The 12,603-nt window shown below is 57.0% G+C and carries 13 protein-coding genes, 1 tRNA gene and 1 pseudogene; 8 read left to right on the top strand and 7 right to left on the bottom strand.

Features of this window, described 5'->3' with window-relative positions; genetic code table 11:
• Positions 1 to 220: 220 nt before the first annotated feature.
• The 8 genes and pseudogenes from IVB42_RS02825 to IVB42_RS02790 all read left to right on the top strand — a co-directional run.
• Positions 221 to 307 (top strand): annotated as a pseudogene (locus IVB42_RS02825) (ABC transporter permease); the annotation flags it as partial.
• A 245-nt stretch (positions 308 to 552) separates the two neighbouring features.
• Complete coding sequence (gene ilvD / locus IVB42_RS02820) at positions 553 to 2,403, top strand: dihydroxy-acid dehydratase (protein ID WP_018457888.1); 1,851 nt, start codon at positions 553 to 555, stop codon at positions 2,401 to 2,403.
• Positions 2,404 to 2,641: 238 nt separating this feature from the next.
• Positions 2,642 to 2,965 (top strand): hypothetical protein, encoded by a 324-nt coding sequence (locus IVB42_RS02815; protein ID WP_018457887.1) that lies wholly within the window; start codon positions 2,642 to 2,644, stop codon positions 2,963 to 2,965.
• 282 nt (positions 2,966 to 3,247) lie between these two features.
• A tRNA-Ser gene (locus tag IVB42_RS02810) sits at positions 3,248 to 3,337 on the top strand.
• A gap of 139 nt (positions 3,338 to 3,476) precedes the next feature.
• Positions 3,477 to 4,334: a ParA family protein gene (locus IVB42_RS02805; RefSeq protein WP_247469723.1), complete on the top strand. Its 858-nt coding sequence runs from the start codon at positions 3,477 to 3,479 to the stop codon at positions 4,332 to 4,334.
• Positions 4,331 to 4,717 (top strand): hypothetical protein, encoded by a 387-nt coding sequence (locus IVB42_RS02800; RefSeq protein WP_247469721.1) that lies wholly within the window; start codon positions 4,331 to 4,333, stop codon positions 4,715 to 4,717. Before IVB42_RS02805 ends, IVB42_RS02800 begins: the two co-directional genes overlap by 4 nt.
• Positions 4,717 to 5,463: a hypothetical protein gene (locus tag IVB42_RS02795; protein WP_247469719.1), complete on the top strand. Its 747-nt coding sequence runs from the start codon at positions 4,717 to 4,719 to the stop codon at positions 5,461 to 5,463. Before IVB42_RS02800 ends, IVB42_RS02795 begins: the two co-directional genes overlap by 1 nt.
• A 252-nt stretch (positions 5,464 to 5,715) precedes the next feature.
• Entirely contained in the window at positions 5,716 to 6,186 is a 471-nt protein-coding gene (locus IVB42_RS02790) for a hypothetical protein (protein WP_247469717.1), read from the top strand.
• A 36-nt stretch (positions 6,187 to 6,222) separates the two neighbouring features.
• On the opposite strand, the gene IVB42_RS02785 is transcribed toward IVB42_RS02790, so the two are convergent.
• From IVB42_RS02785 to IVB42_RS02755, 7 genes are all read right to left on the bottom strand, one after another.
• Positions 6,223 to 6,801, bottom strand: coding sequence for a hypothetical protein (locus IVB42_RS02785; RefSeq protein ID WP_247469716.1), 579 nt, complete (start codon positions 6,799 to 6,801; stop codon positions 6,223 to 6,225).
• A 22-nt stretch (positions 6,802 to 6,823) separates the two neighbouring features.
• Positions 6,824 to 9,151, bottom strand: a complete 2,328-nt coding sequence (locus IVB42_RS02780; protein WP_247469714.1) for a phage tail length tape measure family protein — start codon at positions 9,149 to 9,151, stop codon at positions 6,824 to 6,826.
• A gap of 341 nt (positions 9,152 to 9,492) precedes the next feature.
• A complete protein-coding gene (locus IVB42_RS02775; protein WP_247469712.1) occupies positions 9,493 to 9,732 on the bottom strand; it encodes a hypothetical protein in 240 nt (79 codons plus the stop codon).
• A complete protein-coding gene (locus IVB42_RS02770) occupies positions 9,716 to 10,177 on the bottom strand; it encodes a hypothetical protein (protein ID WP_247469710.1) in 462 nt (153 codons plus the stop codon). Before IVB42_RS02770 ends, IVB42_RS02775 begins: the two co-directional genes overlap by 17 nt.
• Positions 10,168 to 10,518, bottom strand: a complete 351-nt coding sequence (locus IVB42_RS02765; protein WP_247469708.1) for a hypothetical protein — start codon at positions 10,516 to 10,518, stop codon at positions 10,168 to 10,170. Before IVB42_RS02765 ends, IVB42_RS02770 begins: the two co-directional genes overlap by 10 nt.
• Positions 10,505 to 11,062: a hypothetical protein gene (locus IVB42_RS02760; protein WP_018457879.1), complete on the bottom strand. Its 558-nt coding sequence runs from the start codon at positions 11,060 to 11,062 to the stop codon at positions 10,505 to 10,507. Before IVB42_RS02760 ends, IVB42_RS02765 begins: the two co-directional genes overlap by 14 nt.
• A gap of 148 nt (positions 11,063 to 11,210) precedes the next feature.
• A complete protein-coding gene (locus IVB42_RS02755) occupies positions 11,211 to 12,041 on the bottom strand; it encodes a hypothetical protein (protein WP_247469706.1) in 831 nt (276 codons plus the stop codon).
• Between the last annotated feature and the right edge of the window lie 562 nt (positions 12,042 to 12,603).

Raw genomic sequence — 12,603 nt, 5'->3', positions numbered from 1 at the left:
GATCCCCCCGCCCCATGTGGTCCCCCAACCCCGTGGTGCGCGATCAGAGGGTGATGCCCTTGGAAGGCCGCCGATCGATGTCCCGCGATGTACGCGACATCGGAATAGGATTCCATTCCGGATCACTACGGATTTCATCGCGCTTGAATTTTCACGGTGCATGCGCCTGCACGCGCGGTTGCCTGAAACCAATGCAAGCGCGCGAGCGCATGTGGCCCTGATCATGCCGGCACCGGCGACCACCATCGTCGTGACCACGCTGCCGGTCTCCGTGATCGGCGACTGGCTCGATCCCGAACTGCAATAATTCCGTCATGGCCGGGCTTGTCCCGGCCATCCACGACCTTTCCGCATCAAGAACGTGGATGCCCGGGACAAGCCCGGGCATGACGGCTGAGACCGCCGGTGCCCACGCGCCGGGAGCAGGGGAGCCCTGTCCGGCCCAAGTTCCCGTTGCGCGCGTTCCCCCCGTGCGCTATCCGGCCGGAAAGGCCTGAGGCGGCTTCGAAAATTTGCCCCGCCCTGCCAGCCAAACCGAGGACGGAAACCGCCATGCCAGCCTATCGCTCCCGCACCACCACCCACGGCCGCAACATGGCGGGCGCCCGCGGCCTCTGGCGCGCGACGGGCATGAAGGACGGCGATTTCGGCAAGCCGATCATCGCGGTCGTCAACTCCTTCACCCAGTTCGTGCCCGGCCACGTCCATCTCAAGGACCTCGGCCAGCTCGTCGCCCGCGAGATCGAGCAGGCCGGCGGCGTGGCGAAAGAGTTCAACACCATCGCGGTCGACGACGGCATCGCCATGGGCCATGACGGCATGCTCTACAGCCTGCCGTCGCGCGAGCTGATCGCCGACAGCGTCGAGTACATGGTCAATGCCCATTGCGCCGACGGCATGGTCTGCATCTCCAACTGCGACAAGATCACCCCCGGCATGCTGATGGCGGCGCTGCGGCTCAACATCCCTGCCGTGTTCGTCTCGGGCGGACCGATGGAGGCAGGCAAGGTCACCCTGCAGGGCAAGACCAAGGCGGTCGACCTGATCGATGCCATGGTCGCAGCCGCCGATTCCAAGGTCAGCGACGAGGACGTCAAGGTGATCGAGCGCTCGGCGTGCCCGACCTGCGGCTCGTGCTCGGGCATGTTCACGGCCAATTCGATGAACTGCCTCACGGAAGCCCTTGGCCTTGCGCTCCCCGGCAACGGCACGGTGGTCGCAACCCACGCCGATCGCAAACGCCTGTTCGTCGAGGCCGGCCACACCATCGTCGATATCGTGCGCCGCCACTACGAGCAGGACGACGCTAGCGTGCTGCCGCGCAATGTCGCGAACTTCAAGGCGTTCGAGAACGCGATGACGCTGGACATCGCGATGGGCGGCTCGACCAACACGGTGCTGCATCTGCTCGCGGCCGCCCATGAAGGCGAGGTCGAGTTCACCATGCGCGACATCGACCGGCTATCGCGCCGCGTGCCTGTCCTTTGCAAGGTCGCGCCGTCGGTCGCCGACGTGCATGTCGAGGACGTGCATCGCGCCGGCGGCATCATGGGCATCCTGGGCGAGCTCGACCGCGCCGGCCTGATCGACACGTCGGTCTCGACCGTGCACGCGCCGAACATGGGCGACGCGCTGGAGCGCTGGGACATCAAGCGCTCCAGGAGCGAGTCTGTCCGCACCTTCTTCCGGGCGTCGCCCGGCGGCATCCCGACCCAGGTCGCCTTCAGCCAGGAGCGCCGCTACGACGAGCTCGATACCGACCGCGAGAAGGGCGTGGTCCGCAACCTCGAGCACGCCTTCAGCAAGGACGGCGGCCTCGCCGTGCTCTACGGCAATCTCGCGCAGGACGGCTGCATTGTGAAGACCGCCGGCGTCGACGCCTCGATCCTGATATTCTCAGGCCCCGCCCGCGTATTCGAAAGCCAGGACGCCGCCGTGGAAGGCATTCTGGGCGGCAAGGTCGTTGCCGGCGAGGTCGTGGTGATCATCTATGAAGGCCCGCGCGGCGGTCCCGGCATGCAGGAGATGCTGTATCCGACCAGCTATCTGAAATCGATGGGCCTCGGCAAAGCCTGCGCGCTCGTCACCGACGGACGCTTCTCGGGCGGCTCGTCGGGCCTGTCGATCGGCCATCTGTCGCCGGAAGCGGCCGAAGGCGGCAACATCGGTCTGGTCAGGACCGGCGATCGCATCGCCATCGACATCCCGAACCGCAGCATCACGCTGGAGGTCTCCGACGAGGAGCTCGCCAGGCGCCGCGCCGCGGAAGAGGCGAAGGGCGATGCCGCATGGCAGGCGATCGGCCGCAAGCGCAACGTCTCGACCGCGCTTCAGGCCTACGCCGCGCTCACCACCAGCGCCGCGCGCGGCGCGGTGCGCGAGGTGAAGCGGCGCTCGAAGTAAGTGCGTCACGTGCGGGTGTGATCGCAAGCATCACGCATCGCGCATGGTCAACAAGTTCTGAACGGCCGGCGCAAGCCGGCCGTTTGCATTAAGGATGCCCCGATGAACTTCGGCAGCTCAGAATTTTGCGGCGTATACTGCCATCGATCTTCGCAAATCCGTTTCGGGCAATTGGGGCACCACAATAATGTCTCGCACTCTCGCTGTCGTTTTCTCAACAGTCGTCGCTGCGATTTCAATGACCGGCGCGGCTTCCGCCGGCTGCTACAATTGCTACACGCCGCCGCCGTGCACGACCTGCTACCAGCAGCAATACGTGCAGCCGCAATACCGCACCGTCGACGAGACCGTGATGGTGTCGCCCGGCTCCGTCGTGGCGCACCGCGCACCGGCGCAGTACCGCACCGTGATGGTGCCGCAGACCGTGATGGTGGCGCCGCCGAGCGTCCAGTACGAGCGCATCCCGCCGCAATACGCCACGCGCCAGCGCGTCGAGATGGTCCAGCCGGGCTATTCCTATTACGCCCCGGTGCAGATGAACTGTGCCTCCTGCGGGAACTGAGCCAAGCTAGCTTACGAAGAATTCAAGCGGCGCTCCCAACGGGGGCGCCGCTTTTCTTTGCAGCCAGCAAACGAGGCCCGGAAACGGAGGCGACTCCAAACCGGGCCTCGCAACCGGCGACGCCCTGGGAGATGTCGCCAGTGTCCGGGATCGCCGAGAGGGCATAGGGTAAGGGAACAGGCTGACGCTCGCCTGACAGATCCGATGCCGGGGAAGGGGCGGGCGCCAACTTCGCGTTGCCATGCGCCGTCGACTGCGTTAAGCGACAGCAATTCCGAACTTGGAAGGGTGGCCGAGTGGTTTAAGGCACCGGTCTTGAAAACCGGCGTGCCCGCAAGGGTACCGTGGGTTCGAATCCCACCCCTTCCGCCAGTCAAGTGAAAAACTCAAATAAAATCAAACCTTGGCGGTTTTCATTCACCAAAAGCCACTAACCAGCACCGTAGCTTTACAGCGTAGCACGCGTTGACTAGGTTCCCTGCAACCTAAGGGACGGGTGGGGGAGCGCGCAATGATAAGAATTCTCAAGAAACCAGCTGGCAAACAGCCTGTCGTTAAGCAGCCCGTGGTGATCTCGTGCGTCAACCTCAAAGGCGGCGTAGGCAAGACCGCTATTGCGGTTAATTTCGCCGCCTACTGCGGCAGAAAAGGCCTCAGGACACTGCTTATCGACCTAGACCCGCAGACCAATTCAACCTTTTCTTGCATATCTGTTCCCGACTGGGAAGCACACGCGACCTCCAAGGGCACGGTTGCAAATCTCCTAGGAGTGCGCCAGCACACGAGTGCTGAAGGCAAGGAAAAGACAGCTAACGATGTCATCATCAAGGGGGTTTTTCAGGGGGTCGATCTGTTGCCCTCCCATCTCGACCTTTTTACCATTGATCTTGATCTTAGCTCTGAGGTCGCGCGCGAAAGCCGACTTCGGCGAGCGATAAAAGACGTGTTGAGCAACTACGATATCATCGTGTGCGATTGTCCGCCCAATCTAACGATACCGACGCAAAATGCATTGGCTATCAGTACTCATTTTGTCGTGCCGGTTGCGTTGGACTTTCTATCAAGCCTTGGGATTGCACTTCTTTTGAATCGCATAACGAAGCTATCCGAGTTACTCGAAAATCCATTGAAGAACGCCGGTATTGTTATTTCTCGGGTCGGTCGGAAGTCGTATTTCAGGTCGCAGACTGCGCAAACATTGCAAACAGCGTTCAAGAATATGGTACTCTCCACTCAAATCACTGAGCGCGCGTCCGTAGCTCAATCCGCCGCTAAAAACTGCTCCATCTTCGATATGGGAGATGCTGCAGCTAGTGCCGAATTTAGATCCCTTGGTGCCGAATTGCTCACAAAGCTGACCGCAAAATGAAAACTCACGAAATATCGAAGACATTGGTTGCTTTAGCAAAGGCTCTACAGCAGGCGCCCAACGTGAATCTAGAGCAGTTGACATTCAATCAGCCGCAGCCGTCTCCACGAAAGAAGCCAAATCCATCGGATATTCCGATGGCGCTAAGTGCGCTGGTAGCGCTTTCGCAGTTTGACAAAGCTCAATGGCGGGCAGTCATTGAAGAATACAAGTTCCCAATTGAAGTCCGAAATACCGAATCGACGCGGGATATCGTAGGAAAAATTCTGCGACATTTGGAGCAAGACTCAGATGCGCGACGTAAGCTGAAGCAAGCTGTCCAGAGAACGAAATCTGATATCAATCCTGAGCTCATGACGGCCTTGAACTTTCTGTTGAAATAATGTCGCAACTGCAGAAAGAAATAGACGCAAACCACGCTGCGTTCTTCAAAGACTGGACGTTGCAAGCTGCAAAGAACTGGAAAACTTTGCAAAAGAATCCGGCTTACCAAGCAAGCTACAGACGACTGAGCGCTATCCAAGCTCTAAAATCCTATCTCGTCGTTCCAGCCTATAGCAAACCAAGTGCCGCATTCTTTTTTGAAGCCCATAACGACACCCTAGTATCGCATGTGAATGCGTCCGTAGGCGCTTGGCGTGCGTCGCTACAGTCTCTGCGCAGCTGCATCGAAAACGCACTCTGCGCAGCGTACTACCATGAACACCCCATCGAACTAGAACTTTGGGGGGAAGGGAAATTCATCATAGGCCTCACAGAGTTGCTTAGATATTTTGAGAAGCATCCCCGCTTGTCTAAACTTGCAGAGAACGTCTCCGGACTAGGATATTTGCGAGCGGAATACGCGACGTTATCCAAAGCGGTTCATGCATCAGCTGCAAACTTTCGAATGACTGACCCTGTTTCCGATGTGCTGCTGTGGGATACAGACCCGGTGAAAGCAGCTATGTGGTCCACGCGCGAGAAGCGAACGATCGAGGGGGTTTGCCTACTCTTGACGTGCCTACACAGCGAACGTCTTCAAGGCACGCAACTAACCCCGCTCCGGGATGCTCTTAGTTTTAGTCTCAGTGCGTCAAGCCGAACCCTACTTAAACAATCCGTTAGTGTCATCATCCAATCGCCATGATGCAGTGCGCTGATCCTTTTGCGCTGATCAGGAAGCCTCAAGACGGCGAAGCTGCTCCGGCGACGCCAAAATGGCTAGCTGTTTGGTGAGCGAATTGTTTCCGCATTAGTCACTGCAAATTATTTCAATCGTTTACACAGCGAACGCAGCGGATGATGTTTCCGCCCAACATCGCAGTAGCACAAACGATCTTGACCGGATGGATATCCCTCGCCATCAATGCAACCTGACATTGGGGTGGGGGAATTGATCATGGATTTCAAGAGGACGTTGGTCGCCTGCATTGCGGTATGGAGCACCCTGATCATTATCCCGACTGCCACCCAGGCGGATAACTGCAAATCAATCCCTGATGCTGCCACGCGGTTGGCCTGTTTCGACACGGCTTCCGCCGCCCCGAAGGCGGCCAAAAAGCAGCCGGTCGGTGATCCGGCCACTGAGGCCACAAAACATGCGATAATTTCGAGCAAATCTCGCATGTTCACTGATGCAGATTCACTAAAGGATGTTGCGATCGGGCCGCCGTTCCCATGCGCGAGCGGTGTTGGCTCTTGCGTGTGCGTTGAAGCTAACGGAAAAACACCAGCCGGTGGTTACGCGGGACTTCATGTGTTCGTCGTAAAAATCAAAGGTCCGACAGAAGCCGAAATGATTGGTGAAATGTTCAAACCGGAAACGTGCGGTAAAATGGTTTCGTTTCCTCAAATGAACGGGAAGCGCTAAGCCAAATAACCGCACAGGTGATTTCAGCAACTCGGACTACACAAAATCCCCGCCAACAACGTATTCAGCACTCGCGGCGTTCGTGTTCTTCATCACGATCAATGATCCGCGTTGATATTGCGCTGATGTTGCTGAACCGCCCGCGCGTTTCGTTGCACCACTTGCGGCAGTAAGCGTGATCGTTCCCGCCGCCCATTGCACAAAGCCGACGTTGAAGCCTTCGATAAGGCTGTTCGGAACGGTGATGGTGACGTTGCTCGCGTCGTCGCAACGGAACACTTTACCGTTGTCTTCGTTTTTCAGCGTGAATGAACCGGTGAAACCTTCGATGTTTCCGACTTCGGTTGCAGCGTTGAAAGGCGCTTTGAATATGTCATAAGTGACCTTGTCTCCTCCACCAACCGCATCGACAATGAATTGAACGGGCTTGGGAAACGGGCCGAATTGTTTCGATGCTCCGACCGGCACAGTCCACACACCATCGCCAGTAAGCGTCGTGATCTCAGGCCGACGCAGGCGAGCCGATGTCCACTGCGACGCCGCAGAGACCTTCAAAGCATAACCAGCTTCCAGAATGACCGATTGGGATTGGCCACCCAAAATTACCTGCTGCATGATCCAATTCCTTTTCTGTGGTTCAAACCCTAACGTTGCGCTTGCGGAGGTTCTGGAGTGTCTTACCGACGTTGGCAGCGAATTCCGCCCGGTCCCGCGCCTGTGCCCTCCGTAGCTCCGCAATCGCTTGCGGATCAGCACCGGGGGCGATATCGCCATAGGTGGGGGCATAGGTGATTTGCATGCTGTTATCGTTGCCCGCCTGTTGACCGCCGTACATTTGGACGCCTAGCGCGCCCGATGGCCCGCGCTTCAACGGCAAGATGCCTTCCGGTCCTGCTTCGCCCATCAATCCTGCACCCGTCGCAAACCTAAACATCGTCGGTTGCGATATGATTTGGCCGGAATAGGCGCTTAAGCTAGGCGAGTTATAGACACCACCTGCCGCGTTCTTTGTCAGCGACGGCAGCCCGAACAAGCTTCCGATGCCACCGCCAAACCCGCCGAATATAGTCTGTAAGCCTTGGGCGATCGGAGCGAGTACAAGCATTTTGATGATCATCTCTTGAATGGCTTTGAGGATCACCACACCGGCATTTTTGAAACCGGCCGAGAGAGACGTTACGCCGTTCATGACATCTTGGATCGGGGACACAAGGCTGTTCAATGCGCCGCTAACGGACGTGTCGAGTAGTTTTGCGAAGTTCGATCCGTCCAATTCGATCTGTTTCAATGATTGGAATTTCGCGCCTGCGATTGCCGCAGCATCGGACGTTTGCTTCAACTGGTTCGCAAGCGCCTGTTGACCCGCTGCCATCTGCTCAACGTTGTTCTTATCGATCAGCCCTTTGTCGATCCACGATTGTAACGTGTCCGCAGCGGCTTTGCGCGCCGCGTTCGCGTCGTAGACGCCAGCGGTTGCCTGTTGCTGTACGCGGCTCATTTCGGCCATAGCGCGCGTGTTGTTCAGGATCGCGGCGGCCATGTCTCTGCTAACACCGACGCCTTGCAAGCCCGCTGCGGTCAATTCAAGCTGCTTCTGCTTCGCTTGCTGTTCAACTGTCGCCATATCGCCAAGGATTGAAATACGCTGCTGCGATAACTGATTGGCAGCAAGCAATTGCGCCTGCGTTTGCTGATCACCATTCGCTGCACCGCTTCGCTTTTGAAGACCGGTAGCGAGTTGCGCAGCGTTCGCCGGTTGCTGGAACGAACCGAACCGTTCCTTGAAGCTGTCGCTGATCTGCTCAATGCCCATCGCCTTGGCGATCTCGGCATGATTGGACGGCAGGAACATTTTCCAGAAACTGGAATTGCCAAAACCTGCGGCTTTGTTCGCAACCTTGTCATAAAAGGTTTCCATCGCTGCCGTCATTCCGACGATTGCGTTGACAAAGTTATTTTTAAAATTGGTGATCGCGCCGTTCCACATTTCATCGAACTTGCGCGCGCTCGCGATCAGCTTTTCGTTCGCCTGTTCGTTGAAATTGTCCATACCGGCCGCAGCATCGCGGACAGCCTGACCACCTTGCGACATAAAACGAACCCATTGCGCGGTCGTCGGCAATCCAGCGGCTTCAAGAATATTGCGCTTTTGAACATTGCTCGCTGTTTGCGCGACGATATCAGCGACATTCGCTAAATAGCCGGTCAAATCTTTCGCACTCTTACCGCTTGCGATCATAAGACCGTTGAGCGAACCCATGTTGTGCTGTGCTTCGCTGACCGATTGCGCAAAGCCAGCGATGCCAGCCGCGAAATCTTCCTTCGAAATGCCTTTGATGGTGGTCGCAGATTGCAAGCCGGACGCTTGTTTTAGCGTTAGGTCGGTCGCGGTTCGAACATCGTCCAATGCTAGCGCTGACTTAATTGCCGCTGACGCGATTGCACCCAATGTGCCGACAAGCGCAACACCGCCGAGCGCAGCGGTACGTGTTGCGGTAAAGAAACCTCCGATCGAACCGGCCAATTCCTTAAACAGCCCGGCTAGACCACCTTTCGCTGTTGCGATCACCTGACCGATTTGCCCGGCTTGCTGCGCGAAGATTTGGAACACCGGCTGACCGGACGCGAGGCCTTGCGCCACGTCAACAAGCTGATACGACAAATTCTTCGCATCAGCGCTCATACCTTTCGCGGCTTGCCGCGCTTTGTTCGTCGCATTTACGTTGTCGTTCGCCGCAGCCGCAGCGACTTTGTTAGCGGCAGCGGTCGCACCCGTCGCACCACTCGCGGCCATCATCACCTTGGTCGTCGCGCCCGATGCCTTGTTTACGCCGCCCATCGACGCAGACACCCTATCGGCCGCTTGTTCGGCAGCACGGGCGGCGGGCACCAGCGCGTTGAGGCTGGTCTTGGCCTGGTCAAGATCGGACGTATCTGCGGCGAAACCGATCTGGGCTAGATCCATGGTGCAAATCCCTATATGCGCCTCTATGGCTGTACAAGATCGGCCATTTGAGCCGGGCCGTCAAAAGCGCCATCTAAGATCAGAAGGGACCACAAGGCGTCACGAGTGTTCATGAACAGTCATCGGGTGCATGGCGCGAGACGATTTCCACAGCCATATAAACCGCGATGGTTAGACAGTTTGGTGAGCGCGCGAAATTCACTTGCGATGACAAAGCGCAGGGAGGAGGGCGCGTCCGCTTTGCTTGGACTATCCCCGATGGCCTGCATACGTCCAGCACGACCATCGGGGTTGCATGAACCGGCAATGGAGAAGCGACTAACCTCTGCCGGTGCATTCGATTAGCGTTTGTCGGGGGATGCGAACGCGAGCAGGGATCGCATGTGGTCAGCATGCAGATCGATTTTGGCTTCGTCGCCATGCTTCGATAGCAATTCGCGCATATATTCGAGATGCGATTTTCCGGCTTCGCTGTGGGAATTGTGGCTAAGTAGTTTTGTTGCCATGGGGAACGTTACCTTCTGTTGTTCGGACGATGAAAGACGGCCCGTCCGATCGGCCGATCTATTTGCGCCGTTCACGGCACTTCTCCGGAAAACGCATCGCTAGTTGATCAACGTAGCTTTTGAACAGACGCTCTGCCTCGTTTAGAGAGTAGTTGTCGTTCTCGAAGAACAGCCGGAAGTCGCGCGGCGTTTCAAACGCGTGAGCGGGTGTCGTCCACATGTACAGGCTAATGATGCGAATTAGCGTATCGGGACCAATCGAGAGATTGGGCGTTTGCATATTTGCGAAAAAGTGTATCTCGCGCACTGGCTCACGCTGATAGTTGTCAAAATAGAGCGCATCGCACTTCCGGATGACGCGGTTGTTGTTGGTTGCGTATTCGCCTTCAATGCGATCGTGTTCGGTCGCACTCGCAAAATGCATCAAGCCGTCGCGATTGAACGAGTAGATCATTGGGTGCGGATGAAACACCTTGTAAATTCGCACATCGCGAAGCGGCGAGTTGTCGGCTATAAGCATTGCGAATAATCCATCCATTTGCGGGCGGCGTCGGCTTCGGTGTCCGTCTTGAGTGTCTTTGGTGCTTCGCCAAAAAGTGCGGTTTCTACATCGCGGCGCAGTGTTGGCGGCGGGTACCGTTGAAGTGAATAGGCGTATGGGCGTGCATCATCATCTTCGATTTCGTCATCGTGCTGCGCTTTGCACCACTCAATCCATCGTTCACAACGTGCTTCCCAACCGGCGTAAGAATTGCGCTGTTCATCCGTTATCGCGTCCAGTCTTGCTGCGATGCTGTGGGCAGGCTTCACGATCGCAATAAGTGCAGCAAGCCTGTTGCGGTCGCGATCACCTATTGGCATTGAGCAGTTGTTCCAATTCGCCTAGGCGATTGCGTAAATCATCGATATCCGCGACAGATTTCAGTTTCTCAATTGCGGTTGCGATTGCTTTCATTTCATCCGCCGAAATGTCGCCGGCAACAAATGCTTCCTTGATATCTTCCGGGTCAGCGCCGTGCATTTCCTGCGTGCGCGAGCTTGGGAGGCAGTAACGAAGCACAAGAGTTGTTGCCCATTGCTCTTTAGCGTCCAAAGCATCGGACAAATTTGCGGCAGCGCGATTGCCCATCGCGCGAACGATTTTCATCAATTCAGCGGATTGCTTGTTACGAGCGCCAACCGGTCTCCCGGTGTTCGCCGGGCCGGATACGAAGCGGCCTCGTTCGTCTTTCGCTCCCGTTGATTTACCGTGAATAACGGCAAGGTTTGGCAGTGCGGTCATCGGGTCTACGTCCAGAAAATTCGTATTTGCCTGTGCTCGCACCACTGTGCGACTGCCGCTGTGGAAGTCCACCACGCATTGCCGCGCCGTGTCGCAGCCGGGAAGTTCTCCACTGATCTCCATCGCGACAAGACCGATCTTGACCGCATGATAGAATTTTGAAGCGTCGCGGCATCAACCTCCGGCGTCGCTCGCAGCACCACCACGCGCGGGAAATTAGGATGGCGACCGCGCCTCATAGCAAAGCCTCACGTTGATCATTGATGCGTTGTTATTTGCGATCGAACGTCTTGTAGATATCGTGCGGTGAGAGATTGGTCGCGGTCGATAGAACATCGCAAATTCGACGCAGCATATCTTCGACGGTCGCAACAGCTTCGGCGCGAGCGGTCAATTTATCCAGTTCGCGCGTGGCGGCGTCGCGTGCTGCCCGGTGGTCTGGTCCGGTTGCGAGAGGGCGTTCATAAGTGGGCGCGATCTGGTGCGCTGCGGTTGATCCAGATTTGGCAATCAGACGCTGCGCCATATAGCGTGTGGTCGCGGCATCGCGTGCACGATCGCTCACGGCTGACAGCGCGCCGGATTCGATCAATGCAGCCGTTGTCTCAAACGGCGTGTTGTCGTCAATTGCGATGGCTTCCCGGCCGGATCGGTCAGCGCTGCGCCACAATGCCATTCCGTGCGCCCTCAGATGGGCATTTGCGCTTGTTGCCGGATCGACGCCCATGAGCGCGGCGCGCGAAGCGGCAACGTCCTGGGCTTCCTTGATGCCTCTGTTGACCATTTGCCCGCAGGTCTTTCCGAAACGCGCATCAGCGGCGGCGCGCATGCGGTTTGTCAGTTCGTCGTTTTTGAAGCTTTCATGCAAGCCGGCAACATCCGCGACGAACGCTTTCGCACACTCGCCGACGTAGCTGGTCATTTCGGCAAGCGGTGAAGCCTGACCTAGTTTCGGGAACAAGACGCTCGATGTGCTTCCCTTTGCCGAACGCCCCGTCATCACCACGCCGTGCTCGGTAATGTTCAATTCGAACGCGAAGGGCGTCTGATTGGGCTGACTATCAAATCTCAGCGGAAACGCAGGTTTGGCAACGTCATTCATCAGCAATCCCTTCCTTGACACGGCGAGGAGCGCAGCACTCCGAACGCGCGAATATTCACGACGCGCCGACGAATACTCTCCGGCGTCAAGTAATGTCAAGCCTCAATGTGCATAACTACTTGATATTGTTGAATATTGCGATGATCACTGCGCTGAACATTCGAATGAATATTGCGGTGTACTTGCGATGACGATTGCGATGGTCAAGCAATGAATATTGCGACGGCGTTCGCCGGAAATGGAGCAGCAGGTCGGGCGGCGCGCGCCGGGTTGCAGGATTGGTGAATGAAGGTGGCTAGTGGGCGTCGCTCGCACCAATGTTCGCAGCAATTTCAATAGGGGCTGGCGGAAGGTCTGTCCGCCGATCGCCGTCCCGTTAAAATATGGTCCTTAGTTTCCCATAACTTCGGCTGGACAGCTTGGGCAGGTCTCCTATTCCCCTACGCCGTAAAACATGTCTGAGGTATTTTTCTGTAGGGGAGTAGAGAGGCTGCCCAAGCTGTCCAGAAGACGAAAACAAGAATTATGGAAGCTGCACTGTGACGGGAATTGGCAGCAAAAA

Origin of the sequence: Bradyrhizobium sp. 45, assembly GCF_023073155.1 — a bacterium.
In the GTDB taxonomy this organism is placed as follows: Bacteria; Pseudomonadota; Alphaproteobacteria; order Rhizobiales; family Xanthobacteraceae; genus Bradyrhizobium; species Bradyrhizobium canariense_D.
Note: the sequence above shows the minus strand (reverse complement) of the source record. Positions and strands in the feature narration are given on the sequence as shown.

What these genes read in the sequence shown, in the direction of transcription:
- IVB42_RS02760 (WP_018457879.1), bottom strand. Translation starts at nt 11,062, where the DNA reads ATGGAGATCAGTGGAGAACTTCCCGGCTGCGACACGGCGCGGCAATGC.
- ilvD (WP_018457888.1), top strand. Translation starts at nt 553, where the DNA reads ATGCCAGCCTATCGCTCCCGCACCACCACCCACGGCCGCAACATGGCG.
- IVB42_RS02780 (WP_247469714.1), bottom strand. Translation starts at nt 9,151, where the DNA reads ATGGATCTAGCCCAGATCGGTTTCGCCGCAGATACGTCCGATCTTGAC.
- IVB42_RS02805 (WP_247469723.1), top strand. Translation starts at nt 3,477, where the DNA reads ATGATAAGAATTCTCAAGAAACCAGCTGGCAAACAGCCTGTCGTTAAG.
- IVB42_RS02770 (WP_247469710.1), bottom strand. Translation starts at nt 10,177, where the DNA reads ATGCTTATAGCCGACAACTCGCCGCTTCGCGATGTGCGAATTTACAAG.
- IVB42_RS02795 (WP_247469719.1), top strand. Translation starts at nt 4,717, where the DNA reads ATGTCGCAACTGCAGAAAGAAATAGACGCAAACCACGCTGCGTTCTTC.
- IVB42_RS02755 (WP_247469706.1), bottom strand. Translation starts at nt 12,041, where the DNA reads ATGAATGACGTTGCCAAACCTGCGTTTCCGCTGAGATTTGATAGTCAG.
- IVB42_RS02815 (WP_018457887.1), top strand. Translation starts at nt 2,642, where the DNA reads ATGACCGGCGCGGCTTCCGCCGGCTGCTACAATTGCTACACGCCGCCG.
- IVB42_RS02800 (WP_247469721.1), top strand. Translation starts at nt 4,331, where the DNA reads ATGAAAACTCACGAAATATCGAAGACATTGGTTGCTTTAGCAAAGGCT.
- IVB42_RS02790 (WP_247469717.1), top strand. Translation starts at nt 5,716, where the DNA reads ATGGATTTCAAGAGGACGTTGGTCGCCTGCATTGCGGTATGGAGCACC.
- IVB42_RS02765 (WP_247469708.1), bottom strand. Translation starts at nt 10,518, where the DNA reads ATGCCAATAGGTGATCGCGACCGCAACAGGCTTGCTGCACTTATTGCG.
- IVB42_RS02785 (WP_247469716.1), bottom strand. Translation starts at nt 6,801, where the DNA reads ATGCAGCAGGTAATTTTGGGTGGCCAATCCCAATCGGTCATTCTGGAA.